Source organism: Vibrio sp. OY15, from assembly GCF_000742455.1.
Lineage (GTDB): Bacteria > Pseudomonadota > Gammaproteobacteria > Enterobacterales > Vibrionaceae > Vibrio > Vibrio alginolyticus.
In genome coordinates this window covers 187783-214734 of record NZ_JPIL01000004.1, presented here as the reverse complement: position 1 = coordinate 214734, position 26952 = coordinate 187783, and the positions used below count along the sequence as shown (strand labels likewise).

General features: G+C 43.7%; 26 protein-coding genes. 20 read left to right on the top strand and 6 right to left on the bottom strand.

All coding sequences use genetic code 11. From position 1 onward, the window contains the following. The first annotated feature begins 200 nt into the window (after positions 1-200). Positions 201-1145 carry a 23S rRNA pseudouridine(955/2504/2580) synthase RluC gene (rluC, locus tag IJ23_RS06180; RefSeq protein WP_021033985.1) on the top strand — a complete coding sequence of 315 codons (945 nt, stop codon included), beginning with the start codon at positions 201-203 and terminating at the stop codon, positions 1143-1145. A gap of 58 nt (positions 1146-1203) precedes the next feature. Here the strand turns inward: rluC and IJ23_RS06175 are convergent, their stop codons facing one another. Next, entirely contained in the window at positions 1204-1785 is a 582-nt protein-coding gene (locus IJ23_RS06175; protein ID WP_033905748.1) for a Maf family protein, read from the bottom strand. Positions 1786-1934: 149 nt separating this feature from the next. Between IJ23_RS06175 and yceD the strand changes: the two genes are divergently transcribed. The 15 genes from yceD (at position 1935) to IJ23_RS06100 (ending at position 15083) form a co-directional block, all read left to right on the top strand. Continuing rightward, positions 1935-2459: a 23S rRNA accumulation protein YceD gene (gene yceD, locus IJ23_RS06170; protein ID WP_005387307.1), complete on the top strand. Its 525-nt coding sequence runs from the start codon at positions 1935-1937 to the stop codon at positions 2457-2459. A gap of 59 nt (positions 2460-2518) precedes the next feature. After that, entirely contained in the window at positions 2519-2689 is a 171-nt protein-coding gene (rpmF, locus tag IJ23_RS06165) for a 50S ribosomal protein L32 (RefSeq protein ID WP_005396978.1), read from the top strand. Positions 2690-2699: 10 nt separating this feature from the next. Then, the gene (gene plsX, locus IJ23_RS06160; protein WP_017633846.1) at positions 2700-3725 is read left to right on the top strand and encodes a phosphate acyltransferase PlsX; all 1026 of its coding nucleotides are present in this window, start codon (positions 2700-2702) and stop codon (positions 3723-3725) included. 5 nt (positions 3726-3730) lie between these two features. After that, positions 3731-4681: a beta-ketoacyl-ACP synthase III gene (locus tag IJ23_RS06155; protein ID WP_017821385.1), complete on the top strand. Its 951-nt coding sequence runs from the start codon at positions 3731-3733 to the stop codon at positions 4679-4681. A 75-nt stretch (positions 4682-4756) separates the two neighbouring features. Then, positions 4757-5680 carry an ACP S-malonyltransferase gene (gene fabD / locus IJ23_RS06150; RefSeq protein WP_033905746.1) on the top strand — a complete coding sequence of 308 codons (924 nt, stop codon included), beginning with the start codon at positions 4757-4759 and terminating at the stop codon, positions 5678-5680. Positions 5681-5725: 45 nt separating this feature from the next. After that, the gene (gene fabG, locus IJ23_RS06145) at positions 5726-6460 is read left to right on the top strand and encodes a 3-oxoacyl-ACP reductase FabG (RefSeq protein WP_031781117.1); all 735 of its coding nucleotides are present in this window, start codon (positions 5726-5728) and stop codon (positions 6458-6460) included. Positions 6461-6706: 246 nt separating this feature from the next. After that, positions 6707-6940 (top strand): acyl carrier protein, encoded by a 234-nt coding sequence (gene acpP, locus IJ23_RS06140; protein WP_004406112.1) that lies wholly within the window; start codon positions 6707-6709, stop codon positions 6938-6940. 93 nt (positions 6941-7033) lie between these two features. Further along, entirely contained in the window at positions 7034-8284 is a 1251-nt protein-coding gene (fabF, locus tag IJ23_RS06135; protein WP_033905745.1) for a beta-ketoacyl-ACP synthase II, read from the top strand. 107 nt (positions 8285-8391) lie between these two features. Then, positions 8392-9207, top strand: a complete 816-nt coding sequence (pabC, locus tag IJ23_RS06130; protein WP_033905744.1) for an aminodeoxychorismate lyase — start codon at positions 8392-8394, stop codon at positions 9205-9207. Beyond that, positions 9204-10220, top strand: a complete 1017-nt coding sequence (gene mltG, locus IJ23_RS06125; protein WP_033905743.1) for an endolytic transglycosylase MltG — start codon at positions 9204-9206, stop codon at positions 10218-10220. The genes pabC and mltG overlap by 4 nt, the downstream gene beginning before the upstream one ends. After that, complete coding sequence (tmk, locus tag IJ23_RS06120; protein WP_005387350.1) at positions 10217-10849, top strand: dTMP kinase; 633 nt, start codon at positions 10217-10219, stop codon at positions 10847-10849. Before mltG ends, tmk begins: the two co-directional genes overlap by 4 nt. A 24-nt stretch (positions 10850-10873) precedes the next feature. Beyond that, on the top strand, positions 10874-11836 hold the full coding sequence (locus IJ23_RS06115; protein WP_033905742.1) for a DNA polymerase III subunit delta': 963 nt from the start codon (positions 10874-10876) through the stop codon (positions 11834-11836). Further along, the gene (locus tag IJ23_RS06110) at positions 11827-12594 is read left to right on the top strand and encodes a TatD family hydrolase (RefSeq protein ID WP_005372957.1); all 768 of its coding nucleotides are present in this window, start codon (positions 11827-11829) and stop codon (positions 12592-12594) included. Before IJ23_RS06115 ends, IJ23_RS06110 begins: the two co-directional genes overlap by 10 nt. A 444-nt stretch (positions 12595-13038) precedes the next feature. After that, positions 13039-14469 carry a PTS glucose transporter subunit IIBC gene (ptsG, locus tag IJ23_RS06105; RefSeq protein ID WP_005372959.1) on the top strand — a complete coding sequence of 477 codons (1431 nt, stop codon included), beginning with the start codon at positions 13039-13041 and terminating at the stop codon, positions 14467-14469. Between the two features lie 212 nt (positions 14470-14681). Beyond that, entirely contained in the window at positions 14682-15083 is a 402-nt protein-coding gene (locus IJ23_RS06100; RefSeq protein ID WP_005372960.1) for a hypothetical protein, read from the top strand. A gap of 69 nt (positions 15084-15152) precedes the next feature. Here IJ23_RS06100 and IJ23_RS24770 read toward each other — a convergent pair whose 3' ends face one another. The 3 genes from IJ23_RS24770 to IJ23_RS06090 all read right to left on the bottom strand — a co-directional run bounded on the left by IJ23_RS24770 (position 15153) and on the right by IJ23_RS06090 (position 17870). After that, positions 15153-15248, bottom strand: coding sequence for a MetS family NSS transporter small subunit (locus IJ23_RS24770; protein ID WP_017633863.1), 96 nt, complete (start codon positions 15246-15248; stop codon positions 15153-15155). Further along, a complete protein-coding gene (locus tag IJ23_RS06095) occupies positions 15245-16711 on the bottom strand; it encodes a sodium-dependent transporter (RefSeq protein ID WP_005372966.1) in 1467 nt (488 codons plus the stop codon). The genes IJ23_RS24770 and IJ23_RS06095 overlap by 4 nt, the downstream gene beginning before the upstream one ends. 568 nt (positions 16712-17279) lie before the next feature. Continuing rightward, positions 17280-17870 carry an outer membrane beta-barrel protein gene (locus IJ23_RS06090; RefSeq protein WP_033905741.1) on the bottom strand — a complete coding sequence of 197 codons (591 nt, stop codon included), beginning with the start codon at positions 17868-17870 and terminating at the stop codon, positions 17280-17282. Between the two features lie 127 nt (positions 17871-17997). On the opposite strand from IJ23_RS06090, the gene cydH reads away from it, so the two are divergent. Together cydH and IJ23_RS06080 are read left to right on the top strand one after the other, a co-directional pair. Beyond that, positions 17998-18090, top strand: coding sequence for a cytochrome bd-I oxidase subunit CydH (cydH, locus tag IJ23_RS24765; protein ID WP_005372970.1), 93 nt, complete (start codon positions 17998-18000; stop codon positions 18088-18090). A 44-nt stretch (positions 18091-18134) separates the two neighbouring features. Next, the gene (locus tag IJ23_RS06080; RefSeq protein WP_005372971.1) at positions 18135-19286 is read left to right on the top strand and encodes a patatin-like phospholipase family protein; all 1152 of its coding nucleotides are present in this window, start codon (positions 18135-18137) and stop codon (positions 19284-19286) included. 108 nt (positions 19287-19394) lie between these two features. On the opposite strand, the gene pyk is transcribed toward IJ23_RS06080, so the two are convergent. After that, positions 19395-20837 (bottom strand): pyruvate kinase, encoded by a 1443-nt coding sequence (gene pyk / locus IJ23_RS06075; protein ID WP_005372972.1) that lies wholly within the window; start codon positions 20835-20837, stop codon positions 19395-19397. A 409-nt stretch (positions 20838-21246) separates the two neighbouring features. Here pyk and mlc point away from each other — a divergent pair, with 409 nt between their 5' ends. Both mlc and IJ23_RS06065 read left to right on the top strand, forming a co-directional pair. Beyond that, on the top strand, positions 21247-22464 hold the full coding sequence (gene mlc / locus IJ23_RS06070) for a sugar metabolism global transcriptional regulator Mlc (protein WP_005385828.1): 1218 nt from the start codon (positions 21247-21249) through the stop codon (positions 22462-22464). Positions 22465-22829: 365 nt separating this feature from the next. Beyond that, complete coding sequence (locus IJ23_RS06065) at positions 22830-23783, top strand: chemotaxis protein CheV (protein WP_005372976.1); 954 nt, start codon at positions 22830-22832, stop codon at positions 23781-23783. Between the two features lie 72 nt (positions 23784-23855). Here IJ23_RS06065 and IJ23_RS06060 read toward each other — a convergent pair whose 3' ends face one another. After that, positions 23856-26930 carry an error-prone DNA polymerase gene (locus IJ23_RS06060; RefSeq protein ID WP_033905739.1) on the bottom strand — a complete coding sequence of 1025 codons (3075 nt, stop codon included), beginning with the start codon at positions 26928-26930 and terminating at the stop codon, positions 23856-23858. Between the last annotated feature and the right edge of the window lie 22 nt (positions 26931-26952).

Below are 26952 nucleotides of genomic sequence, written 5' to 3'. Positions count from 1 at the left end.
TCTATTTTATAACTGGCTGTTTCATAAGCAATTGAGATGTGCAAACTGTTCAAGACAGAAAACAAATTGAGAACTTGATTGAGAGTTTTAATAATTTAAACAAAAGCTTGGCGAAATTTAGACCAGTATGTGCCACCGAGTGTTTCTTTTACGACAAGAATAATGTGAAGTCGCACGAAATTGAGTTTACAATACGGCTCATGAACGAAATAAGAACAAAAGTCCAGTTCGTCGACATTGACGAAGATATGGCGGGTCAGCGCATTGATAATTTTTTGCGCAACCAATTAAAAGACATTCCTAAAAGCATGATTTACAGAATTGTGCGTAAGGGCGAAGTGCGCGTAAATAAAAAGCGTATAAAAGCAGAGTACAAGTTAAAAGCAGGCGATCTCGTTCGTATTCCACCGGTTACCGTCGAGAAAAAAGATGACGATGTCGCACCAAGTACGAAACTTAACAAAGTCGCTGAGTTGGAAAATATGATTATCTTCGAAGATGATCATATGTTGATTCTAAACAAACCATCTGGCACCGCTGTGCATGGTGGCAGTGGTTTAAAGTTTGGTGCGATTGAAGCGCTTAGGGCTCTGCGTCCTCAAGCTCGCTTTCTTGAACTTGTGCATCGTATTGACCGTGATACTTCAGGGATTTTGCTGGTTGCTAAGAAGCGTTCTGCACTTCGTCACTTGCAAGCCCAGTTTCGTGAAAAGACAGTAAAGAAGTTTTACTTAGCTCTTGTCATGGGGCAATGGAAAAGCAGTTGTAAGGTTGTGAACGCGCCACTGCTCAAAAACGAAGTGAACAGTATTGTTCGTGTTAACCCTAATGGTAAGCCGTCAGAAACGCGTTTTAAGATTTTGGAAAAGTTCGAACAAGCTACATTGATTCAGGCGAGTCCGATTACTGGTCGAACTCACCAAATCCGAGTTCATACGCAATACACTGGTCACCCAATCGCTTGGGATGATCGCTACGGTGATCGCCGCTTTGATGCTTATACAGGTCAAGTTGGTTTAGATCGTTTGTTCCTACACGCGGCAAACATCAAGTTCCAACACCCATCAAATGATGAGTGGATGGAAATCAACGCACCGATGGAACCGAAACTAGAAAAAGTGTTGGCGGGTTTAAGAAACGCGTAACCATGTTTTCCTCGCGGATGCAAAAGGGAGCCACAGGCTCCCTTTTATCGTATTTGGGTTAAAGGACATCGAGTCCTTGAGCATGCAACATATCAATCAAATCAATCAATGGTAGTCCGACAAGTGTGTTCGGGTCTTTACCAACTAATTTCGTAAACAAGCAAATTCCCATGCCTTCGCTTTTAAAGCTGCCTGCGCAGTAAAAAGGTTCTTCCCTGTCGACGTAGCGTTCGATTTGTTCAAGCGTTAAATCTCTAAAGTGCACCTCGAAAGAATCAAAGCCGACTTCTGTATGGTTTGTGACGGTGTTATGTACCGCAAGACCAGTATAGAAAGTGATGACTTTTCCACTTTGAGCCAAAAGTTGATTTATCGCGTTATCTCTATTTAAAGGCTTGCCAACGATTTCACCATTAATGACACAAACTTGGTCACTGCCGATAACTAAACTTGCTTTATCCGTCTGGCAAGATATTGCTTTCTCTTGGGCCAGTCTCTGCACAAGTTCAGTTGGCGTTTCTTGGTCAAAAGGTGTTTCATCGCAATCAGGTGATAAACAAACGAATGGTAGTGAGAGCTTTTCAAGCAGTTGTTTACGAAAAGGGGAAGTTGAGGCTAAAACCAGTTGGTAATTTTTCATTTTGAATTACAATTCGTGGGAGCATTTCCAATAGGATAATCGATCAAAAATGATTCTGGCTAATGCTCTGTATGTTAAGCGCAAAAAAGTACAACTTTTTTGCCTTTTTCTTTGACTAATTTTGATTTGGAAGATAATATTCGCGCCCTATGCAAAAGGTAAAAATACCGCGAACGGTTGACCCAGCTAAAGCTGCACAGAAACGATTGGATTACGATGGCATCATCCAAGCTAGTCTTTTCAAGCGCTTAGTGGAAACAACTGAAGGCGTAAAACGCGACGCAGAAGTCTCATTGTCATTTGGGATGGATGAACAGCGACTCGTTGTTATCTCTGGTAAAGCTAACATCGAAGTCGATTTAGAGTGTCAGCGTTGTAATGAGGTATTCGCACATGAGTGCGAAGTTGAATTCCTTTCTACTCCTTACTACGGTGAGAAAACAGAACAGGAAGCACCAGAAATTTATGATTTGGTAGATCTAAATGAATATGGTGAATTAGACCTCATACAACTTGTTGAAGACGAGTTCATCTTAGCATTACCTCAAATTGCGATGCACGATGAAGCGGATTGTAGCGTTGATTCAAATAACATGGTTTTTGGTGAGATTCCTGAAGAAATTGAGGAAGAAAAACCGAATCCATTCGACGTTTTGAAAAGTCTGAAAAAGTAATAGGTGTGGTAGCCGATTCTTCTTCAGGTTTTTAACCCAATAGTATAGGAGTAGGGTCAATGGCCGTACAGAAAAACCGTAAAACTCGTTCTAAGCGCGGTATGCGTCGTTCACACGATGCGCTAACTACAGCTGCTCTATCTGTAGACGCGACTTCTGGTGAAACTCACCTACGCCACAACGTAACTGCTGAAGGTTACTACCGTGGTCAAAAGGTTATCAACAAGTAAGGTTGAACCTTTGCAAAGTATTACCGTTGCACTTGATGCAATGGGCGGGGATTTCGGTCCACGCGTAACAGTGCCTGCCGCCGTGCAGGCACTGTCTCATTTCCCAGAGCTAAAAGTGATTCTTATTGGTGATCAATCTCTGATCACGTCTCAATTATCTCAACTCGGTACCTCGACCAGTTCCCGCTTGACTATTCTTCACAGCGAGAAAGTTATCTCGAACTCAGAAAAACCTTCATTGGCGTTACGTAATAGCCAAAATAGCTCTATGCGTATGGCTATCGATTTGGTTTCTGAGCAGAAAGCGGATGCTTGTGTTAGTGGTGGCAACACCGGTGCATTAATGGCACTATCGCGTTTCATTCTTAAGTTACTTCCTGGCATTGAACGTCCTGCTTTAGTTTCCGCTTTACCGACGATTACCGGAAAGCGCACTTGGATGCTAGATCTGGGGGCGAATGTATCGTGCGATGCTGATAGCTTGTTCCAATTTGCTGTAATGGGCAGTGCATTAGCTGAAGAACACTTGGGTCGTCCTCCTCGCGTTGCTGTGCTCAATATTGGCGCAGAAGAGATTAAAGGTAACGATTTAGTCAAACGTTGCGCAGAAATGCTTTCTCAGACCGATGCGATTAACTTTGTCGGTTATATTGAAGGTAATCAAATTTTGCATGATGTTGCTGACGTCATTGTTTGTGATGGATTTGTCGGCAACGTATGCTTAAAAGCCAGTGAGGGAACAGCTCAACTTTTTATCGAAAAAATTAAAACCAGCATAATGGCATCAACGATAAAGGGTTGGATAGCTAGAAAGTTGTTTTCTAGGCTGTTTAATGAACTAAAAACACTGAACCCCGACCAGTATAACGGCGCAAGTTTGCTAGGATTGCGCGGCATTGTCATAAAAAGCCATGGAAGTGCGGATGTATCTGCGATTGTCAATGCACTTGGCGAGGCAGTACACGAGGTCAAACGACAAGTACCAAGCCGTATTAGCGATCGTTTGGAAGCGGTTTTACTCGAGAGGCATTATTAGTCTTCATGTATAGCAAAATTTTAGGTACTGGCAGCTACCTGCCATCTCAGGTGCGTACAAACGCAGATCTAGAGAAAATGGTAGATACAAGTGATGAGTGGATCGTTGCTCGCACGGGTATTAAAGAGCGTCGAATTGCTGCAGAAAACGAGACTGTAGCAGACATGGCATTCTACGCAGCTGAAAACGCTATCGATATGGCGGGTATTGATAAAAACGATATCGACCTGATTATCGTAGCCACAACGAGCAGTAGCCATACTTTCCCTTCATCTGCGTGTCAGGTGCAGGCAAAGCTTGGCATTAAAGGTTGTCCAGCTTTTGACTTAGCCGCTGCTTGTTCTGGTTTTGTGTACGCATTATCTGTTGCAGACCAACATATCAAATCTGGTATGTGCAAAAACGTACTTGTGATTGGTTCAGATGCTTTGTCTAAAACGTGTGATCCGACAGACCGTTCAACCATTATCCTATTTGGTGATGGTGCCGGAGCCGTTGTCGTAGGCGCTAGCCAAGAGCCTGGCATTATCTCTACCCACATATACTCGGATGGTCAATTCGGAGAGCTTCTAAGCCTACCTGTACCTGTGCGGGGACAAGATGCGGATAAATGGCTTCATATGGCTGGGAACGAAGTATTCAAAGTCGCTGTCACTCAGCTATCGAAACTAGTAAAAGACACGCTTGAAGCCAACAACATGCATAAGTCTGAACTAGACTGGCTAGTGCCGCACCAAGCGAACTACCGCATTATTTCAGCGACAGCGAAGAAACTTTCGATGTCACTAGACCAAGTCGTGATTACACTTGATAAACACGGCAACACATCAGCTGCGACGGTGCCAACAGCACTAGATGAAGCGGTACGTGATGGTCGTATTAAACGCGGTCAAACTCTGCTTCTTGAAGCGTTTGGCGGCGGATTCACTTGGGGCTCGGCCCTTGTGAAGTTCTAAGTTTCACAAGAATTCAAAATTTAAGGTGCACTTGGTGCATCTTATTTCTTTTTACTTTGCTTAAAGGAAAACAACATGAGCAAGTTTGCTATCGTATTTCCAGGTCAAGGTTCTCAAGCTGTAGGTATGCTTGCAGAACTAGGCGAACAATATGACGTAGTAAAACAAACATTTGCAGAAGCATCTGACGCACTAGGTTACGATCTATGGGCGCTTGTTCAAAATGGACCTGCAGAAGATTTAAACGAGACTTTCCGTACTCAACCAGCTTTGCTAGCTTCATCTGTTGCAATCTGGCGTGTATGGCAGGAACTTGGCTTAGAGCAACCAGCAAACCTAGCCGGTCACAGCCTAGGTGAGTACTCAGCACTTGTATGTGCGGGTGTTATCGACTTTAAAGAAGCCATCAAGCTGGTTGAATTACGTGGTCAACTTATGCAAGAAGCAGTACCAGCTGGTACTGGCGCAATGTACGCGATTATCGGTTTGGCTGATGATGCGATTGCAAAAGCGTGTAAAGACGCAGCGCAAGGCGAAGTGGTCTCTCCAGTAAACTTTAACTCGCCTGGTCAAGTCGTTATCGCTGGTAGCAAAGACGCAGTAGAGCGAGCTGGTGCGCTATGTAAAGAAGCTGGTGCGAAGCGTGCGCTTCCTCTTCCTGTTTCAGTACCTTCACACTGTGCACTTATGAAGCCAGCAGCGGAAAAACTTGCTGTAGCTCTTGAGTCTATCGAATTTAACTCACCACAGCTGCCAGTTATCAACAACGTTGATGTGGTTGCTGAGACAGATCCTGCAAAAATCAAAGATGCGCTTGTTCGTCAGCTACATAGCCCAGTTCGTTGGACTGAAACAGTTGAACTGATGCACGAACAAGGCGTAGAAAATCTTCTTGAGCTTGGTCCTGGTAAAGTTTTAACAGGTCTAACAAAACGTATCGTGAAAACGCTAACTGCAGCAGCAGTGAATGATATCGCATCGCTAGACGCTGCGAAGTAATCCATCAAGCGATAAATTTGCGATAAGAAAAGGAAACACAACATGATGAATCTAGAAGGTAAGATCGCGCTAGTTACCGGCGCAAGCCGTGGTATTGGCCGCGCGATCGCGGAACTTCTTGTCGAGCGAGGTGCTACGGTTATCGGTACTGCTACTTCTGAAAGTGGTGCGGCTGCTATCAGCGAGTATCTTGGTGATAACGGTAAAGGCTTAGCGCTTAACGTGACTGATGTCGAGTCTATAGAAGCGACATTAAAAACGATCAACGAAGAATTTGGTGTGATCGATATTCTGGTGAATAACGCTGGTATTACTCGTGACAACCTATTGATGCGCATGAAAGATGATGAGTGGAACGACATCATCGATACCAACCTAACGCCTATCTACCGCATGTCTAAAGCGGTTTTACGCGGTATGATGAAAAAACGTGCGGGTCGTATCATCAACGTAGGCTCTGTTGTTGGTACCATGGGTAATGCTGGTCAAACTAACTACGCAGCAGCGAAAGCGGGCGTGATTGGTTTTACTAAATCAATGGCTCGTGAAGTTGCGTCTCGTGGTGTAACAGTGAACACTGTTGCTCCTGGTTTCATCGAAACTGACATGACTAAGGCGCTAAATGATGACCAACGTGCGGCAACTTTGTCGAACGTGCCAGCAGGTCGTTTAGGTGACCCACGTGAAATTGCATCAGCAGTAGTTTTCCTTGCTTCTCCTGAAGCAGCGTACATTACTGGTGAAACTTTGCATGTAAATGGTGGCATGTACATGGTTTAATGCGACAGTTTATGCAAAATAAGCTATTTTACATTGTGAAAAATAGCCTATAGTTGCAGTTAACTGTCATGAACTTGTCATGCTTATGCGCAAGATTTGTGCATGATTTAAGTCAAAAATGTATTGAAATTCGGTTAAATTCGCTAATTTTGTGGTTTGACCAGCAAGGACCCCCTTGCAACTTTCAATAGTTCGAATAAACTACGGAATCATCGCATTAGGCGAAATCTGTAAAGGAAAAGAAAAATGAGCAACATCGAAGAACGCGTAAAGAAAATCATTGTTGAACAGCTAGGTGTAGACGAAGCAGAAGTTAAAAACGAAGCTTCTTTCGTTGACGATCTAGGTGCTGATTCTCTAGACACTGTAGAACTAGTTATGGCTCTAGAAGAGGAATTCGACACTGAGATTCCTGACGAAGAAGCTGAGAAGATCACTACTGTTCAAGCTGCAATCGACTACGTAAACAGCGCTCAGTAATTAGCTCTCCCAGGCGGTCTCCTAGACCGCCTGTGTTCTTTCTAACTTCTTCTATCCTCTCATAGAAATATTCAATTCCCGGAGAATTATATCGTGTCCAAGCGTCGTGTAGTTGTCACTGGCATGGGTATGTTGTCACCGGTAGGCAACACAGTAGAATCATCTTGGAAAGCCCTGCTAGAAGGTCAAAGTGGTATCGTAAATATCGAGCACTTTGATACTACGAACTTCTCAACTCGTTTTGCAGGTCTTGTTAAAGATTTCGATTGCACAGAGTACATGTCTAAAAAAGATGCTCGTAAGATGGACCTTTTCATCCAGTACGGCATTGCAGCGGGTATTCAAGCTCTTGATAACTCTGGCTTACAAATTACCGAAGAAAATGCGGCTCGAGTTGGTGTTGCTATCGGCTCAGGCATTGGAGGTCTTGACCTTATCGAAACTGGCCATACCGCATTAGTAGACAAAGGCCCTCGCAAAGTTAGCCCATTTTTTGTTCCTTCGACCATTGTAAACATGGTTGCAGGTAACCTATCTATCATGCGTGGTCTTCGTGGTCCAAATATCGCGATTTCTACCGCATGTACTACTGGCCTGCATAATATCGGCCATGCAGCACGTATGATTGCCTACGGCGATGCAGATGCGATGGTTGCTGGTGGTGCAGAAAAAGCTTCTACGCCTCTTGGCATGGCTGGCTTCGGTGCAGCTAAAGCGCTATCTACTCGTAATGACGAGCCTCAAAAAGCGTCTCGCCCATGGGATAAAGGCCGTGATGGTTTTGTTCTAGGTGATGGTGCTGGCATGATGGTGCTTGAAGAGTACGAACACGCGAAAGCACGTGGCGCGAAGATTTACGCAGAACTGGTTGGTTTTGGTATGTCTGGTGATGCTTACCACATGACATCTCCAAGCGAAGATGGCTCTGGTGGTGCACTTGCGATGGAAGCGGCGATGCGTGACGCTAACATCACAGGTACTCAAGTAGGTTATGTGAATGCTCACGGTACTTCTACTCCAGCTGGTGATGTTGCAGAAATCAAAGGCGTGAAACGTGCTCTTGGTGAAGAAGGTGCGAAGCAAGTTCTTGTATCTTCAACTAAGTCGATGACGGGTCACCTATTAGGTGCTGCTGGCTCTGTTGAAGCAATTATCACGGTTATGTCTTTGGTTGACCAAATTGTTCCGCCAACCATTAACCTTGATGATCCAGAAGAAGGTCTAGACATCGACCTTGTGCCGCATACAGCGCGCAAAGTTGAAGGTATGGAGTACGCTATCTGTAACTCGTTTGGCTTTGGTGGTACAAACGGTTCTTTGATCTTCAAGAAGTTCGCTGAGTAACACTATCTAACCTAATTTAGATAAGCGAAACTTGTATTCTAACGGCTCGATGCTTAGCATTGAGCCGTTTTGTTTTATTTGTTGTCTGCTAATTTGAAGGTACGTGAATGTTTTGGGTAAATGGAGTTCCGCAAACGCATGTAGAGCTAGGTGATCGCTCATTCCAATACGGTGATGGAGGCTTTACCACCATCCTGACCCAAAATGGAGAGTTGGTTTACTGGCAGGAACATACTGAGCGCATGAGTGCTTGCCTTGACGCTTTGAAGATCTCTTCACCTGACTGGAAAGTTGTGCATGATTGGGCAAGCAAAGCGGTTTTATCTGACGCACGAGCGGGGGTGAAGATTCACGTTAGCCGCGGTATTGGCGGGCGAGGGTATAGCCCTAATGGGATTGAAAGCCCTATCGTGACGATTTCCAATTTTGTGTTTCCTTCTCATTATTCATCTTGGCAAGAACAAGGTGTGGACTTGGGCGTTTGTAATACTCGTCTAGGGATTCAACCTTTACTTGCGGGACATAAGCACAACAACCGTTTAGAGCAGATTCTCGCCAAGGCTGAAATCGACAATACAGAGTTTGCAGATGCAATAACGTTAAATGTGCAAAACCATGTCATTGAAACTACAATGGCCAACCTTTTTTGGGTTAAAGGTAATAAAGTATTTACGCCGGAGCTGACCTTATCAGGCGTTACGGGCGTAATGCGTCGTAAGGTGCTTGAGTTACTTAAAGTAAGTCATATTGAAGTCATCGAGGGGCGTTTTATACTTCCAGATTTGCTGAGTGCTGACGAGGCTTTCATGTGTAACTCAATATTAGGTGTCGCACCTATTCGCAGCATAGTGACATCGAACTCTAAGACTATATTTCCGATAGGAAAATTGACTCAACGACTGCAAGGGAATTTAACTACGTGATTAAAAAACTGTTGGCTTTTGTTGCGCTGATCGCAGTGATAGGCGCAGCAGCTGTTTTTTATATAATTTCACAGGCTAAACAATACGTTGAAAAGCCTATTCTATTGGAACAACCTCAGCTGTTTACTGTAGAAAGTGGTACAAGCTTTCATCATGTCATGCGCGCCTTAGTTGAAGATGAGGTGATTGAAACATCGGAGTACATCCGTTTAATTCCTCACTTGTATCCAGAATTGTTGCAAGTGCGAGCGGGTACTTACCAACTTGAACCTGGTATGTCACTTTCGCAAACATTGGAGCATCTGAATACTGGAAAAGAATACCAGTTTGCGATCACTTTTGTTGAAGGCAGCCGCTTTTCTGAATGGGTAGATCAACTAAAAAGTGCTCCTTATTTAAAGCATGATTTAACCGATCTTTCAGAAAAAGAAATGGCTGCGAAGCTCGGAATTGAGAGAGAAAAGCTAGAAGGGTTGTTTTTAGCAGAAACCTACCATTACACAGCGGGTGCGAGTGAAAGCCAGTTATTAAAACGAGCGCATCGAAAACTCAATAAAATACTGGACGCTAGCTGGGAAGCTCGTCAAGAAAAGCTGCCATTACAGGATAAATATGAAGCCTTGATTCTCGCGTCTATCATCGAGAAAGAGACGGCTATTGATTCTGAGCGTGAGCGCGTCGCTTCTGTGTTTATCAACCGATTGAACAAACGTATGCGGTTACAAACTGATCCGACAGTTATTTATGGTATGGGTGACGCCTACGATGGCAACATTCGTAAGAAAGATTTGCGTACGCCGACACCATATAACACCTATACCATCAATGGTTTGCCACCAACACCGATTGCGATGGCTGGTGAAGCTTCCATTGAAGCGGCTTTGAATCCAGAAAGCAGCAACTATTTATATTTTGTAGCAAGTGGAAAGGGCGGACATGTATTTTCGAAATCCCTTGCTGAGCACAACCGTGCTGTTCGTGCCTATTTAAGAGAACTAAGAAAGAACAAATGATGAAAGCAAACTTTATTGTCGTTGAAGGCCTAGAAGGCGCGGGTAAAAGCACTGCGATTAAAACCGTTTTAGATACGCTAAAAGCGGCCGGTATTGAGGATATCGTAAATACCCGTGAGCCAGGAGGCACACCGCTAGCAGAAAAAATGCGCGCTCTGGTGAAAGAAGAGCACGAAGGCGAAGAACTTAAGGACATGACGGAGTTGCTTCTTCTGTACGCTGCACGTGTTCAGTTGGTTGAGAACGTGATCAAACCAGCTTTGGAAAACGGTCAGTGGGTGGTTGGTGACCGACACGATATGTCGTCGCAAGCTTATCAAGGTGGTGGCCGTCAGATTGACGCATCGTTAATGAAAAATCTCCGGGATACAACGCTTGGTGATTTTAAACCTGCTCTTACTCTCTATATGGACATTGACCCTCGTGTTGGGCTTGAGCGTGCGCGTGGGCGTGGTGAGTTAGATCGTATAGAGAAGATGGATATTAGTTTCTTCGAGCGTACACGTGAGCGTTATTTGGAGATTGCTCATGCCGATCCTTCCATCGTTATCATTAACGCAGAACAGACGATTGAAGGCGTGTCGCGTGATATTCGGGACGCTCTAAACGAGTGGCTAGCTCGTCAATAAGTGAAATGTAAATTTAGGTGACTCATGTTAAATGATTATCCATGGCTACAGCCAATATGGGATAACCTCAAAGTAGGGTTAGAGTCGGACAGAATACCAGGTGCGCTTTTATTACAAAGCGATCAGGGCTTAGGCATCGAAAAACTTATCGAGTTTTTTAGCCAAGCGCTTCTTTGCCAAAATTACGCGAGTGAAGCATGCGGTTTTTGTCATAGCTGCCAGCTAAATCAATCTCAAAACCACCCTGATTTACACTGGATCAAGCCAGAGAAAGAAGGAAAGGCGATAACGGTGGACCAAATTCGCGCTTGTAACCGTCTTGCTCAGGAATCATCTCAGCTTAATGGTTACCGCCTATTTGTAATAGAACCGGCGGACTCTATGAACGAGTCGGCATCGAATGCGCTGTTAAAGACGCTAGAAGAGCCTGGGGCAAAGTGCTTGTTTTTGCTCGTTACCCACAATCAGGAGCGTCTGCTCCCAACGATTCGTAGCCGTTGCCAACACTGGGTTGTTGCGCCTCCGTCAGCGGAACAAGCGATGCAATGGATGCACGAACAAGGGGCGAAGCAAGTTCCTGCTTATGCCTTAAAACTGAATATGGGCTCTCCAATAAAAACATTGGATGCGTTAAATAATGGTGAGCTCGAAGCTTACTTGGCTTTTGAACGCAGTTTTATTAAGGCAATGTCTTCGCCTGTTTCAGACGTTTCTGAGTGTGCTTCTTTAATCGCTAAACACTCAGAGCAATCACTAGACTGGGCATGGTATTTACTGACAGATGCTCAGAAAGCGCAGTTTGGTGTATCAGAAGCTCAAATGCTTCCGGGCGCGACAAAGTTTCAACCGGACAACTATAACGGTTTGTACTCATCAGCGAAGGCGCTGATGAACCTGAAAGCTCAGGTGCAAGCCTTTCCTGGCCTGAACCTTGAGCTACTATCAATGAATTGGTTAATTGAATCACGAGAGGCATTATGTTCGTAGATTCTCATTGTCATTTAGACAAATTGAATTACGACGATCTCCACATCAATGTGGAAGACGTTATTAACAAAGCTAAACAAGCAAACGTAACTGAGCTACTTTCTGTTGGAGTAACGCTGGATTCTTTCCCGAAAATGATGGAAATGATCGAGCCTTATGACAATGTTTATGCTTCGTGCGGTGTGCACCCACTTGATGTTGAAAGCGACTTTTCGATGGACGTATTGCGCCACCATGCGTCGAATGCAAAAGTCGTCGCTATTGGCGAAACGGGTTTAGATTATCATTACAAGCCCGAAACGGCCGCGTTACAGAAAGAGCGCTTTGAGCAACACGTTGATCTTGCAGTGGAGCTCAACAAACCTTTAATTATCCATACCAGAAACGCACGTGCGGATACTCTAGATATTTTGCGTAAGGGTGGGGCAGAGAAATGTGGTGGTGTTATCCATTGTTTTACAGAAGATCTTCCATTTGCTGAAGCTGCACTGGAGCTGGGGTTTTATATTTCTATCTCGGGGATTGTTACTTTCCGTCAAGCTACAGAGTTAAAAGAAGTGGTGAAGACTCTACCTTTAGAGAAGCTTCTTATTGAGACAGATTCTCCTTACTTGGCTCCTGTCCCTCATCGTGGCAAAGAGAATCAACCCGCTTACGTTGTCGAAGTCGCTTCTTATATTGCGCAACTCAAATCGTGCTCTCTTTCTGAAGTGGCACAAAAAACCACCGAAAACTTCCGAAATCTTTTTTTGCGATGAAAAAATAATAAGAGCATAAAAAAGGAGCTTAGGCTCCTTTTTTGTTGATAAAAACAACAGATACGCTCACGAGTTTAATGTTTACTAAAAATGTTGATTTAATAACATTCAAAAATCACAAATGTAATTTTGTTACTAAAAATAACATTGAGGCGTATTTTATTTACGCCTTAAAATTAATTATATAAATAATTAATTCTTTATAAAACAGTAATATAAGTGCAATGCAAACCTTTTCATCGGCTGTTTTTGGGTGTGATCCAAGACTTGTTTTGAAACTAAATTTCGTAACTGTGTGGAAAGTTTGAGGGTCATCAATATATATTTAGAGCCGGAAAATATAATGCAGTTGTGGTTACATTTTCATTGGGTGCTAACCTTTAGGCTACGGGGGTGTGCCGTTAGTGCCCAAATAATACTTATAAATTTATCAGGAGCATAAACATGTTTAAGAACCTTTTTGCTAACCTGCAAAAAGTTGGTAAGGCTCTGATGCTTCCAGTATCAGTTTTACCAGTTGCAGGTATTTTATTAGGTGTGGGTGCTGCCCATCTAAGCTTTATTCCAGAGATCGTTTCTAATCTTATGGAACAAGCTGGTGGTTCAGTATTCGGCCAAATGGCACTTCTATTTGCAGTAGGTGTAGCGCTAGGCTTCACTAACAACGACGGTGTTGCAGGTCTTGCAGCTATCGTTGGTTACGGCATCATGACGGCAACGCTAGGTGTAATGGCGGGCGTTATGGGTGTTGAGAAAATCGATACAGGTGTACTAGGTGGTATCCTTGTCGGTGGTGTGGCTGCTTGGGCATTCAACCGTTTCTTCAAAATCCAACTTCCAGAGTACCTTGGCTTCTTCGCTGGTAAGCGCGCAGTGCCAATCATCACTGGTTTTGCTGCGATCATCCTAGGTGTTATCCTTTCTGTTATCTGGCCACCAATTGGCGGTGCAATTTCTGCATTCTCTGATTGGGCTGCACACCAAAACCCACAGCTAGCATTCGGTATCTACGGTGTTGTTGAGCGTTCTCTAATCCCATTCGGTCTACACCACGTATGGAACGTACCGTTCTTCTTCGAAGCAGGTTCTTGTGTTAACGCTGCCGGTGAAGCTCAAAATGGTGTACTAACTTGTTACCTAGTTGCTGATGAAGCATCTCGTGCTGCTGGTAATGGCTTCGGTCAGCTAGCGGGTGGTTACATGTTCAAGATGTTCGGTCTACCAGCTGCAGCAATCGCAATTGCTCATTGTGCTAAACCAGAAAACCGTGCAAAAGTAATGGGTATCATGGCGTCAGCTGCACTGACTTCATTCCTAACTGGTATTACTGAGCCAATCGAATTCTCATTCTTATTCGTTGCTCCACTACTATACGGTATCCACGCTCTACTAGCTGGTTCTGCATACATCGTTTCGAACACTCTAGGCTTTGTACACGGTACTTCTTTCTCTCACGGTCTGATCGACTTCCTAGTTCTATCTGGTAACGCTCAGAAGATGGTGCTAATGATTGCCGTTGGTCTAGTTTACGCAGTAATTTACTACGTAGTGTTCCGTGGTGTAATCACAGCGCTTGACCTAAAAACACCTGGCCGTGAAGATGAAACGGAAAGTGCAGCTGTAACTTCTGGCTCTGATATGGGCGGTGAACTGGTTGCAGCGTTTGGCGGTAAAGCTAACATTACTGGTCTAGATGCATGTATCACACGTCTACGTGTAGCAGTTGCAGATACAGCTGCTGTTGACCAAGACAAGCTAAAACAACTAGGCGCTGCTGGTGTTGTAGTTGTAGCTGGTGGTGTACAGGCTATCTTCGGTACTAAGTCTGATAACCTAAAAACTGAAATGGATGAGTGGATTCGTAACCACGGTTAATCGCAGTCATTCATAGTAATGCATAAAAGGAGGCTTCGGCCTCCTTTTTTAGTTCCTATTTTATTAACTGACAGTTCCTTTTTAGTGTGATCCTAAACTCATCTTTACTTTTGTCAGCTTTTTCATACATCGAGCTTACCCATCGTTGACATATTGATATGCCATTATGTTTGAATAGCGAATAATGTTTTTTTGAATAATTGATAACGTGTATGAAGAACAAATTCATTTTAGTTTTGGGACTAGTTTCTAGTACGGCAATGGCGGCAAGCGAGCCAACGGATCTATCAGTTGGTATGGCTGTCGATCAACAATTAAGTGTTGTTGTAGAGTTAGATAACAAATATCGTGGCATTATCGGAAACGATGGTATGGCGTTTGATTACATCGCTAAGCGTGGAACATTCGATCAAAACATGCCTGTGACTTGGTATGTCGGCGTTGGTGGCTGGTATGAATGGGATGACGAGTTTGGTGTGAGAGTACCACTTGGTGTGAACTGGGATTTATCACGCGGCTGGGACCTTTATGGCCAAATACACCCAGAGCTAGATCTTTACAAAGGTGCTGACTTGCAACTTGGCGGCGCCGTTGGCATCAAGTACAGTTTCTAGAATTGAACTAATGTATGTATAAAAAAACGCCGGTAACTACCGGCGTTTTTTTGTATGGAACTTAACGTTCTATTGTTTATTCATGGCTCGCTTGATGCAAACGGCAGCGCCGCCCCAAGTGATACCTAAACCAATAACCATCATAATAATTGCGCTGATTGTCATTTTGCTGTCTCCTTGCGGTTCACTGCGTTGATCACTAGACCAAAGATAAAGAGTGCGGCGATAAGTGCCCAGCCTAAAGTTAGATCATAGCCACCGTAGCCTTCAGTAATTAGGGCGTATAGCTTGGTCGCTAAGATAATGGCGAGCATGATTGGTGTAACGAAGCGTAAGCAGATCTCGAACCATTGACCAACAGAGAAATCAGAGCGCTCGTTAACGTAATTACGTACTTCTGGCACGCGCTTCAATAGCCACGCCATCAAGACAATCTCAACCAGACCACCAACCATGATGCCAACGTTGTTTGCAAAGTGGTCTACTAGATCGAGTAGCAGCAGACCGCCATTGGTAGCAAACGCCATAGAGACAACGAAGCCAATACCAATCACAACATTTGCAGCTTTTTTACGGCTCCACTTCAGCTTGTCGATAATGGCTGAAGTTACGGCTTCCATAATTGAAATATGCGAACTTAGACCAGCAACCACCAGTGCAAAGAAGAACAGTGGACCAAGAATATATGGGGCAGGTAGTAGGTTAATTGCCGCAGGTAAAGTAACAAAAGCCAAGCCAACGCCTGCAGATACCACCTCTGTTAACGGCTTACCTTGCTCTTGAGCCATGTAACCCAATACTGAGAAGATCATGATGCCGGCTAGGATCGAGAAGCCACAGTTGATCAACACGGTCATAAACGCGTTATTCGTTATGTCTGACTTTTCTGGTAGGTAGCTAGAGTAAGCTAGCATGATGGCGAAGCCGATACTTAGCGTAAAGAAGATCTGACCATATGCCGCTGCCCATACTTTCACATCCCAAATTTTGCTGAAATCGGGTTCGAACATGTAGTTCACGCCATCTAGAGCTCCTGGCAAGAAAATCATACGTCCGATTAAGAAAATCACCATCAAGAATAGGATTGGCATCATAATTTTAGATGCTCGTTCAATTCCTGATTTCACGCCTTTGGCAATAGCGGTGTAAGTAATTGCCCAAGCAATCACCATGGATAAAGCAATCTTCCATTGAATACTGCCTAAGTCTGTTGGTGAGTTGTCACCTAGCTTTAGGTATTCACTAAAGAAAAATGCGTTGGTATCGGTTCCCCAACCTTGAGTGAACGACAACCCAAAGTAAGAAATCGACCAACCGATAACAGCCACATAGTAAACGGCAATAACTGCAGCCACACCAACTTGGAACCAGCCAAGCCATTCAAATTTAGAATGAATTTTCGCTAGTGTTTTTGGTGCCGAGCCTCGGTATTTTTGTCCCATACTGAACTCAAGGATCATAAATGGAATACCGGCAGTGATCATGGCAAAAATGTAAGGAATAAAAAATGCGCCGCCACCGTTTTCATAGGCCATGTATGGGAAACGCCAAATGTTTCCCAAACCGATAGCAGACCCAACTGCTGCTAAGATGAATCCCGCCCGGGATCCCCATTGTTCTCGCTTCATATTTGACTCCTATAAGACTCCCTGAGGAATGAAGCTCTCTACGTAACACAGTAATAATTGCGCAAACAGTTGGAAGAAAGGACCGCTGTTATCCATCAGCTTTTCTATCCTTAATTCTAACTTCTTATAATTTTATAGAGCTATATTCTGGCTACTGTAAGAGAAAGTAGATTATTAATCTTAAAATTTTGATGTGTGTTTGATAAAACTGAAATATTTATCTGTTTTCACTGATCAGACTAACTTCTAATAATACTTAGCGCAATAGAATCTAAATGTTAATTCAGATGCGTTGTCTGGTTTTAATCTTGTTAAATTTGAGTTTGATTGTGGTTTTGTGTGGGTGGGTGGTTGTTTGTCTGGAATAAATGACTGGGATCCAATAATTGCTTTGGTGTTTAAGACTATTTTGATTAATTAGGGCGTACGGCTATCTTTTGTGCACCTATCTAGATGATGCTTCGTTACTTTGCCAAACAATGGTGTTTAGACGATATCCTTTATCGGCTCTGTGCAGGACTCGTTCAGCGTTCTTTGTGACGAGTCCTACAAAGGAACATGCATAAAATTAGAAGCGGAAACTAAAACCGACATTTGATTGGAATTGGTTCATCCAATCAGTATCGAACTTAATGATACAGTTTGAGCCGTCATTAGGTAGAGTACAGGCGCCAGATGTATCGTTATCAACGACCGTTCCTAACCATCTCAGTTGGGCTGTTAATGCAAAGTTCTTTGAAAATTCATATTCCAGCCCTGCAAAAGCGCTAGCCGAAAATCCGTATTTTTTGTCTACCCAATCCACATCGGCGTAAGAAGCGCCCAAACCTACACCGATATAGGTTTGCCAATTTTCTGCGACAGGATAGTACATGCTGCTTTGGAAGTGCAGATAATGGATATCTGCCGAGTTGGACAGCTTTTCAAGTTCCGTCGATTGATTGGAGTAAAACAATCCGATCCTTCCTTTTTCTAAGGGAGTCTCGACTGAAAGAGCGTAATTCACTGCGGGGTCGAGATTGTATGTATTACCACTTGCATCCTCTACTTGGCCGCCTCCTGTATAGCCTATGTATGGTGTAACGATGATATTCGCTTGTGCATTGATAGCAGTACTCATCATCATGATTCCTACTAGCCAGCTGAGTTTTTGTTTCATGCCCTATCTCCTTATTATGACTAAGCTAATTGTGATGGGTTAGTCAAAATTGCGCGACTAAATTAAGCAAATCTTGAACATATTTCACACCGGTGTTATTAATTTGTTACATATTAAGGAGGTGTTTATGGAACACGATCTAAAATCCGCATTAATCATTGTGGTGACTGTTTTTGCAGTGCTTTTGTCATTTGGCATCATTGCTATTACAACAGCTTAAGATAACCACTTTTACCAAACGTTTTAACAAAATGGCGTGAGCCTATGATACGTAACAGCGGTATAATCACAGAAAGCCATGCAGAGCTTGATGTAAAAGTTTATGAGCACTTTAGGCATGGTAAAACTGCTTTAGTCACGCAAGGTGGAGGGCAGAGAGGGATTTTTACCGCTGGCGTTTTAGACGCCTTTTTACTTTCCAACTTCGATCCTTTCGATGAATTCTATGGCACCTCTGCCGGAGCACTTAACTTATGTTCTTACTTGTGTCGTCAACATGGCATGGGCAAAGCTTTTATTACCGAGCTGACAACGTCTCCTGAATTTTTTAATCTGTTTCGCTATATCCGAAAGCAGCAGTACTTAGGTTTAGAGTGGGCATTAGAACGGATTCAAGATTTCCCATACAAGCTTGACCTTGATTTAGGTCGCAGCGCATTGGGAAAACGAGGAGCGTTTGCTGCGGTAACGAATATAGAGACGCTATCAGATCAATATCTACCAATCTTGGATGACTCGTGGTTTAACACTATGCTAGCGACATGTGCGATTCCCAAGTTGTACCACGGACCTGTCGACGTAAATGGCAATAAGTTTGTTGATGGCGGCGTGTCTGCCTCTATCCCTGTACAAGAAGCGTGGCGTCAGAATGCTCGCAACATTATTGTCATTCGCACAGAGCCGTTTTCAGAGATTGAAGCGAGAGCCCAAAGTGAAGTGGGGGATGTGCCTGTCGAATGGTATCGAGAGTCTATCAACTCAGTACAGCAATCATGGCAGCAAAAAGTGAATCAGTGGAAGCTGGATTGGGCGTCGTTCTTCCAACAAAAAATTAATGCAGCACATCAATCGAAGCTTGCAGGGAAAATGCTGTTAAATGGAGGCCGTTGGTTGTTCGGTGCCGATAACTTGTATCGTTTAAGTCATCTGATTGGTGAGAATTTTGATTCAGGTTTAGCCGACATGCTGATGATTCATTATCAAACATTTGAGCTCACTCAGGCCTTTATATCTGCTCCACCTGACGACACTTTTATTTTACAAGTTGCGCCTAAAGAGGGACTTCGTTCTTCTTCTTTGTTAAGTGACCAAGAGTCACTAGAGCATGACTATCAACTTGGGCTTCAAGCTGGGTTTAACCTAGTTCAACTCTATGACCAGCTGGATGTTGAAATTGATGGTAGAGAGAGTGCATAAACCTTCTTACGTTCACGATGTGCGCAATATACAAAGCATATAAATAAGGCTCCATTTTCGGAGCCTTATTTGCGGGTTCTTGTGGTTAATTCCAGTTAGGTATAACGACTACGCTTGTAGAATGCGCATGCAGTTGGTTGAGCCCACAACATCCATTACATCGCCTTGAGTAATAATGACTAAATCACCTTTGTGCAAGAACCCTTGCTCTTTAAGGCTAGTAATCGCTGCTTGAGCCGTTGGTAAACCCGCATCACTTTTTGACTCGAAATATACAGGTGTCACGCCTCGGTATAATGCTGCTCGATTTAGTGTCGATTCATTCCGTGATAAGGCAAATATTGGCAAGCCAGAGCTTAAGCGAGACATCATCAACGCAGTCCTGCCGGACTCAGTTAACGAGATCATCGCTTTAATTCCTTCCATGTGATTCGCAGAGTACATGGTTGCCATTGCGATGGTTTCTTCAGCGGTTTCGAAGGTTCTATCTAAGCGATAGGTTGATAGACTTGCCTCCGACATTTTTTCTGCCCCCACACATACTTCGGCCATAGATTTGACCGTTTCTACAGGATATTTACCTGCAGCAGTCTCTCCAGACAGCATCACCGCGTCAGTGCCATCTAGAACCGCATTGGCTACATCCATCACTTCAGCACGCGTTGGCATTGGGCTAGTAATCATGGATTCCATCATTTGTGTCGCAGTAATCACGATACGGTTTAAACTGCGTGCGCGGCGAATCAGTTTTTTCTGGACACCTATGAGCTCAGGGTCACCGATTTCTACACCAAGGTCACCACGTGCAACCATCACTACATCGGATGCGAGAATAATGTCGTCAATAGACTCATTGGTCGCGACGGTTTCTGCTCGTTCGACTTTAGCCACTAACATGGCTTCAAGGCCTGCATCTCTGGCTAAGCGTCGAGCGTAATGCATGTCTTCGCCGTTACGCGGGAATGAAATAGCAAGGTAGTCTACTTGAATTGCTGCGGCGGTAAGAATGTCGGCTTTATCTTTCTCTGTGAGCGCATCGGCTGACAATCCGCCGCCTTTTTTGTTGATCCCTTTATTGTTGGACAGTGGACCACCGACAATCACACGGGTATGAACTTTATTACCCTCTACTTTGGTAACTTGCAGCTGAACGCGTCCATCATCGAGTAATAAAATGTCATTTGGTGAAACATCTTGCGGTAGTTCTTTATAATCTAACCCTACAGATTCTTGATTGCCTTCACCTTTTGGTAAATCACTATCTAATGTGAATTTATCGCCCACATTCAAAATGACTTGGCCGTCTTTAAACGTTGATACACGGATTTTAGGGCCTTGTAAGTCACCAAGAATTGCAACCTGACGCCCAAGTCTTGCTGCAATGGTACGGACTTTGTTCGCACGTTGAATGTGGTCTTCACTGGTTCCATGTGAAAAATTCATACGGACAACGTTTGCACCGGCTTTGATGATCTCCTCAAGTATATTGTCCTTATCCGTTGAAGGACCCAGCGTAGTGACAATTTTTGTTCGTCTTAATTTGGAAGTCATAGATTCTCCGATGAATGTGTGTGTAAAGGTAACTTGAACTCTATCCTTACTTTACGCAATCGCTCTCAAGGTTAGCCTCGTTGCTGAGCCCACACCTTAAAGCTACTTGAATATAAGTATATGCACAGAATGTTTACATTAAGAGTAACCCCGGTAAAACAGACAGATATTCGACAGGCAATGGCCTTATTGATAAAAATGCGCTGCTTAAAGGCACTACTTCATAATTTAGTGAATAAAAATAAGTTATTTTTCAAACAATTTAACAGGAGTAGATTCTTCGTTATTTGATTGAATACACAAACAAACAGGTTTATACGTGATGCTTGTCACGGGGATTTATTAATTCACTTCACAATTAGTTCGCAAAGTAAAAAAATTGTCCCGTTATAGAATTTCGGAGTGCAAGATGTACATGGCTCAACCGGGCCATATTGATCATATCAAACAGGTCAATGCTGGTCGTGTATATAAACTAATTGACCTAAAAGGTCCTATTTCTCGAATTGATTTGTCCAAGCAGAGTGAGCTTGCTCCTGCTAGTATCACCAAAATCACTCGAGAATTAATTGAAGCGCACTTGATTCATGAAACGACAGTACAAGAAGCGACGAGTCGTGGTCGACCTGCTGTCGGTTTGCAGGTTAATAATGAAGGCTGGCAATTTTTGTCAATGCGTTTGGGGCGAGGTTATTTAACCATTGCTTTGCATGAGTTAGGCGGTGATGTACTGATCGATACTAAAATCGAGATACACGAGCTTGATCAAGACGATGTGCTTGAGCGCCTGCTTTACGAAATTGATGAATTTTTTCAGACTTACGCGGATCAACTTGATCGGGTTACCAGTATTGCCCTTACGCTGCCTGGTCTCGTGAACTCAGAGCAAGGTGTCGTTTTGCAGATGCCTCATTACAATGTCGAAAATCTTGCTCTTGGACCAGAGATATACAAAGCAACAGGCTTGCCAGTTTTCATTGCCAATGACACGCGAGCTTGGGCATTAGCAGAAAAGCTTTTTGGTCATTCTCAAGATAATGACAACTCCGTTCTTATCTCTATCCACCACGGTTTAGGTGCGGGCATCATTCTGGATGGGCGCGTTTTGCAAGGCCGTCACGGTAACATTGGTGAACTCGGGCATATTCAAATTGACCCAAATGGAAAACGTTGTCATTGCGGCAATATTGGCTGTTTGGAAACCGTTGCCAGTTCTCAAGCAATTCGTGAAGAAGTCGTAAGACGAATCGCTGATGGCGAAGACTCTATTCTTGCTAAACAAGAAGAAATGAGTATTGAGAGCATTTGTGAAGCCGCTGCAAACGGTGATCCTTTGGCCGTCGATGTGATTGAAAAACTTGGACGCTACTTAGGCTCTGCAATTGCTATTGTGATCAACTTATTTAACCCTGAGAAAATCTTGATCGGTGGTGTGATTAACCAAGCAAAAGATGTGCTTTATCCTGCGGTTCGTCGCTGTATCGAAGAGCAGAGTTTACCTGTTTATCACCAAGATCTTGAGCTGGTGGAGTCTCGTTTCTATAAGCAAGCCACAATGCCTGGTGCCGCGTTGATCAAGCAAGCGTTGTACGATGGTCAGTTATTGATGAAGGTTGTGGAAGGCTAATTGCTTCAAATATGATTAAGTGTTTAGGTGTCGAGCCTATACATTTTTTAGATGATTTAGGGTGAGGCTTAACAGCTCACCCTTTTTGATCGCCTATTACTAGAAGGTGAATTTGAGTTGTGCTGCATTGCTATATCTGCGCCATTCATGTAATTTCCTAAAAAGCTCAAGTAAATAAACAAAATGGCTTTCAATGTGCTGCGTGACTTTGCGTCTGATGCAAAGAGAAGTAATACGCTAAAACTGTTGTACTTTAAAGCTGTGCTCGAAAAGCCAAATATTTTAAGGTTATTTGGTTATATAACCTTGCTGTGTCTGTACTGATTTCGAGTAAAATAAGAATTATCCATAATTTAGGTAGTAGTATGTCCGGAGTGTTAAATACGGTTGACCAGCGTACAAACTTGGTTGGTGAAAATCGACTAGAGCTTCTGCTGTTCACTTTAAATAGTCGCCAATTATTTGCGATTAATGTGTTCAAAGTGAAAGAGGTCATCAAGCTTCCACCGTTAACCAAGCTCCCTGGATCGCACTACAATATTCGTGGGGTTGCTTCTCTACGAGGTGAAGCGGTACCAGTGATTGATTTACGAGGCGCAATTGGTTTTCCTGCTTTACGTGGTGAAGCGGAAGAAGAAAATTTGATCGTGACAGAGTACAACCGCACGGTGCAGGGCTTCTTAGTCGGTCCGGTTAAAAACATTATTAATACGGCATGGACTGAAATTCAGCCGCCTCCTTCCACGTCTGGTCGCTCGAATTACCTCACGGCTATCACGCAAATCAAAGAGGGGGATGCCTCTCAAATTGTCGAAATTATTGACGTTGAAAAAGTTTTAGCAGAGATCGTGCATTACGACGTGACTATTTCGGAGGACATTCTCGATCAAGAATTGGCCCAAGCAATGGTCGGGCGTAATGTTCTGATTGTGGATGATTCCTCTACAGCTCGTAATCAAGTTCGCGATACGCTTTCTCAATTAGGTATGAATATCATCGAGTGTCGTGACGGGCTAGAAGCGTTAACGGTTTTAAAACGTTGGTGTGATGAAGGTAAAGATGTAGAAAAAGAGCTGTTGATGATGATTACGGATGCTGAAATGCCTGAAATGGACGGTTATAAACTGACCCATGAAGTGCGCCAAGATCCACGTATGTCTAAGTTGTTTATCACATTGAACACTTCTCTGAGCGGTAGTTTTAATGAAGCCATGGTACAAAAAGTAGGCTGTGATCGCTTTATATCTAAATTCCAACCGGATCTGCTGGTTGAAGTTGCTCAAGACCGATTACGCCAGATGCTTTCTAAAAGTGCATGATTAGATCTAGTGAAATCAGAGAGAGCGCACCTCTCTCTGATTTTTAACATCTCTCTCCTTAATTCCTCTGTACTAATGGAAATCCCGAGATTTACTTTGTAGATTGTTCAAGTAGTGCGTGCAATCAATCAACTTGCCAGCAATAACGTGCGTGACTTCTCCCTCTCTTTCAAGAATGCCTTTCACCATTAATACTTTAGCGCCTAAATACGCTTGCTTTTGGGCTCGTGCTGTCGCTTGCCAAACGACCACATTAATGTTGCCCGTGTCATCTTCTAGCGTAAAAAATGTCACGCCAGCGGCGGTGCCTGGAGATTGTCTTCCTGTTACCACGCCTACCACTGTGACCAGTGACTTATGCGGCTTCTCTGCCAGTTGCATCATGCGAGTAAAGTGAGGGAGTTTGCCCGTTTCTTCTAATAATTTAATTGGATGGCGGCTAAGAGATAGTCCCGTGCTTGCGTAATCCTCAATTAAATTTTCATATTCAGAGGGTTGAGTCTGGTAGCTAACATTGGGTTCTTCGACCTTGTGAAACAATGGTAGGTCAGATAAGGAATCCATTGCTGCCCAGCGAGCGTTATAACGATTCCCCGATAAGGCCTGAAATGCATTGGCTGAAGCCAATAATTCAATGTCACTTCGGCTTCTTAATATCTGCTTTACTTCTTGAATCGTTCGGTAACCATTAAGTGGTTTGCGCTCAATAAGCCTTTGTGCGCTTTCTGCGTTAAAGCCTTTCACCAAGCGAAAACCAAGTTGCACGCCGAGCCTGCCATTCGGACGTGAGACGAGATGATGCTGATATTTTGAATGATTGACGCACACCGGCAATACTTCGATGCCATGTCGGCGAGCATCTTGTACTAATTGCGATGGGCTATAAAATCCCATTGGTTGGCTGTTCAACAATGCAGTGTAAAATTCGGCTGGGTAATAATATTTTAACCATGCAGAACAATATGCCAGCACTGCGAAAGACGCTGAATGACTTTCAGGGAAGCCGTACTCACCAAAGCCGCAAATCTGATCGAAAATGCGCTCAGCAAACGCTAAGTCATAACCTCTCTCTTGCATACCATTGATCAGTTTTGGTCTGAATTTAGCGAGATCGCCATTCTTTTTCCATGATGCCATCGCTCGACGGAGTTGATCGGCCTCGCCGCCGCTAAACCCTGCGGCTACCATGGCTAGCTTGATGACTTGCTCTTGGAAAATAGGGACGCCCATAGTCCGCTCCAGAACGCTTTTTACTTCTTCCGATGGATAACTGACAGGCTCTTTGTGATCTCGTCGTTTTAAAAAAGGATGCACCATATCACCCTGAATAGGGCCTGGACGAACAATTGCAATTTGAATCACTAAGTCGTAATAACAAGCAGGCTTTAGGCGAGGAAGCATGCTCATTTGTGCACGAGATTCAATTTGGAATACGCCTATCGTGTCAGCTTTTTGGATCATGCGGTACACGTGTGGATCATCTTGTCGGCGAGTGATCTCGGAAATCGAGAGGGATCGCTGGTGATGTTTCTCGACCAGTTTAAAGCACTTTTTGATGGCGTTTAACATGCCGAGTGCGAGTACATCGACTTTTAGTAGCTTCAAGCTTTCTAAATCGTCTTTATCCCATTGAATGATAGTGCGATCTTCCATCGAGGCATTTTCAACAGGTACCAACTCATATAAAGGGCCAGATGAAATTACAAAGCCACCTACGTGCTGAGATAAATGGCGTGGGAAGCCAATGATCTCGTTGACCAATTGGATAAACTGCTGCCCTTTGAGAGATTCTGGTTGTAAGCCAAGTTCAATAATTTGAGCTTGCCAGCCTTGGCTGCGATCTCGGCGATTAACGTTCTTAATGAAAAAATCTAATTGGGTCTCTTCAATCCCTAGTGCTTTACCGACTTCACGCACGGCACTTTTAAAGCGATAGCTGATCACTGTTGCAGCAAGTGCTGCACGCTCACGACCATATTTTTTGTAAATATACTGGATAACTTCTTCACGGCGCTCGTGTTCAAAGTCCACATCAATATCCGGCGGTTCCTTACGTTCTTTACTGATAAATCGTTCGAATAAGACAGCGATTTGTCGAGGATCGACGGCGGTAATTTCCAGGCAATAACACACCACAGAGTTTGCAGCGGAACCTCGCCCTTGGTAAAGAATGCCTTGCTGTTTCGCGAACATTACGATGTCGTGAATAGTAAGGAAGTAGTAGTGGTATTTCAGCTCTTGAATAAGCGCCAGTTCATTCTCGATGGTTTGATTGACTTCTGCTGGCACGCCTTCAGGAAAACGCAGCTTTTTACCACGTTCGACCAACATACGTAAGTAAGAGTCGGGTGTATAACCATCTGGGATCAGCTCGGTAGGATATTCGTATTTTAAATCGGAGAGCTTAAACTCGCATAAATCGGCGATGTAAGTACTTTCTTCCAGCCATTCTGGTTTGTAAATCCGAATCAACTTTTTAAAAGGACGAAGCGCTCGCTCAGTATTCGAAATACGGTCAAAACCGAGTTTATCGACGCTACACCCATGCTTTATAGCAGTAAGTACATGCTGTAATGGCAAGCGTTCAACATCATGCATGAGAACGCCTCCGCAGGCAGTTATAGGTAATTGAAATTCATGTGCTAACTGCTCGCAGTGCGCAATGTACTCAGTATCGTTGTTACTCAAATGGCGCTGAATCGCTACCCACAAACGATTAGCGTGGTGTTGATTGAGCCAGCGCCCCCAATAGTGATCACTCTCTTGATGTGTGGGCAGCCACAATACCAAACAATGTCGAACCGACATCAAATCCCATTCGAACAGTTGATAGTTGCCTTTTTCACTGCGTCTCCTTGCGTTTGTGATGATACGACACAACTCGGCATAAGCCTTGCGACAAGGGCAAAGCAGTACGATTTGGCATTCATCATTTAACCAAAACATACTTCCAACGATTTGTTTGATATCGAGTTTATGTTGTTCGATGGTTGCATGGGCTTTGACAACGCCCGCGACTGAACATTCATCCGTTATAGCTAGAGCTTGATAGCGATAGAAAGCTGCTTGGAGTACCAGCTCTTCTGCATGAGAAGCCCCAGTCAAAAAAGAGAAGTTAGACTGACAAAATAGTTCCGCGTAACTCATAATGACCCAACAAAAATAACTG

What these genes read in the sequence shown, in the direction of transcription:
- acpP (WP_004406112.1), top strand. Translation starts at nt 6,707, where the DNA reads ATGAGCAACATCGAAGAACGCGTAAAGAAAATCATTGTTGAACAGCTA.
- IJ23_RS06175 (WP_033905748.1), bottom strand. Translation starts at nt 1,785, where the DNA reads ATGAAAAATTACCAACTGGTTTTAGCCTCAACTTCCCCTTTTCGTAAA.
- rluC (WP_021033985.1), top strand. Translation starts at nt 201, where the DNA reads ATGAACGAAATAAGAACAAAAGTCCAGTTCGTCGACATTGACGAAGAT.
- IJ23_RS06080 (WP_005372971.1), top strand. Translation starts at nt 18,135, where the DNA reads ATGATACGTAACAGCGGTATAATCACAGAAAGCCATGCAGAGCTTGAT.
- IJ23_RS06115 (WP_033905742.1), top strand. Translation starts at nt 10,874, where the DNA reads ATGTTAAATGATTATCCATGGCTACAGCCAATATGGGATAACCTCAAA.
- IJ23_RS06095 (WP_005372966.1), bottom strand. Translation starts at nt 16,711, where the DNA reads ATGAAGCGAGAACAATGGGGATCCCGGGCGGGATTCATCTTAGCAGCA.
- fabD (WP_033905746.1), top strand. Translation starts at nt 4,757, where the DNA reads ATGAGCAAGTTTGCTATCGTATTTCCAGGTCAAGGTTCTCAAGCTGTA.
- yceD (WP_005387307.1), top strand. Translation starts at nt 1,935, where the DNA reads ATGCAAAAGGTAAAAATACCGCGAACGGTTGACCCAGCTAAAGCTGCA.
- IJ23_RS06065 (WP_005372976.1), top strand. Translation starts at nt 22,830, where the DNA reads ATGTCCGGAGTGTTAAATACGGTTGACCAGCGTACAAACTTGGTTGGT.
- pabC (WP_033905744.1), top strand. Translation starts at nt 8,392, where the DNA reads ATGTTTTGGGTAAATGGAGTTCCGCAAACGCATGTAGAGCTAGGTGAT.
- mlc (WP_005385828.1), top strand. Translation starts at nt 21,247, where the DNA reads ATGTACATGGCTCAACCGGGCCATATTGATCATATCAAACAGGTCAAT.
- IJ23_RS06090 (WP_033905741.1), bottom strand. Translation starts at nt 17,870, where the DNA reads ATGAAACAAAAACTCAGCTGGCTAGTAGGAATCATGATGATGAGTACT.
- IJ23_RS06110 (WP_005372957.1), top strand. Translation starts at nt 11,827, where the DNA reads ATGTTCGTAGATTCTCATTGTCATTTAGACAAATTGAATTACGACGAT.
- IJ23_RS06100 (WP_005372960.1), top strand. Translation starts at nt 14,682, where the DNA reads ATGAAGAACAAATTCATTTTAGTTTTGGGACTAGTTTCTAGTACGGCA.
- IJ23_RS06155 (WP_017821385.1), top strand. Translation starts at nt 3,731, where the DNA reads ATGTATAGCAAAATTTTAGGTACTGGCAGCTACCTGCCATCTCAGGTG.
- cydH (WP_005372970.1), top strand. Translation starts at nt 17,998, where the DNA reads ATGGAACACGATCTAAAATCCGCATTAATCATTGTGGTGACTGTTTTT.
- fabG (WP_031781117.1), top strand. Translation starts at nt 5,726, where the DNA reads ATGAATCTAGAAGGTAAGATCGCGCTAGTTACCGGCGCAAGCCGTGGT.
- IJ23_RS24770 (WP_017633863.1), bottom strand. Translation starts at nt 15,248, where the DNA reads ATGACAATCAGCGCAATTATTATGATGGTTATTGGTTTAGGTATCACT.
- IJ23_RS06060 (WP_033905739.1), bottom strand. Translation starts at nt 26,930, where the DNA reads ATGAGTTACGCGGAACTATTTTGTCAGTCTAACTTCTCTTTTTTGACT.
- rpmF (WP_005396978.1), top strand. Translation starts at nt 2,519, where the DNA reads ATGGCCGTACAGAAAAACCGTAAAACTCGTTCTAAGCGCGGTATGCGT.
- ptsG (WP_005372959.1), top strand. Translation starts at nt 13,039, where the DNA reads ATGTTTAAGAACCTTTTTGCTAACCTGCAAAAAGTTGGTAAGGCTCTG.
- tmk (WP_005387350.1), top strand. Translation starts at nt 10,217, where the DNA reads ATGATGAAAGCAAACTTTATTGTCGTTGAAGGCCTAGAAGGCGCGGGT.
- pyk (WP_005372972.1), bottom strand. Translation starts at nt 20,837, where the DNA reads ATGACTTCCAAATTAAGACGAACAAAAATTGTCACTACGCTGGGTCCT.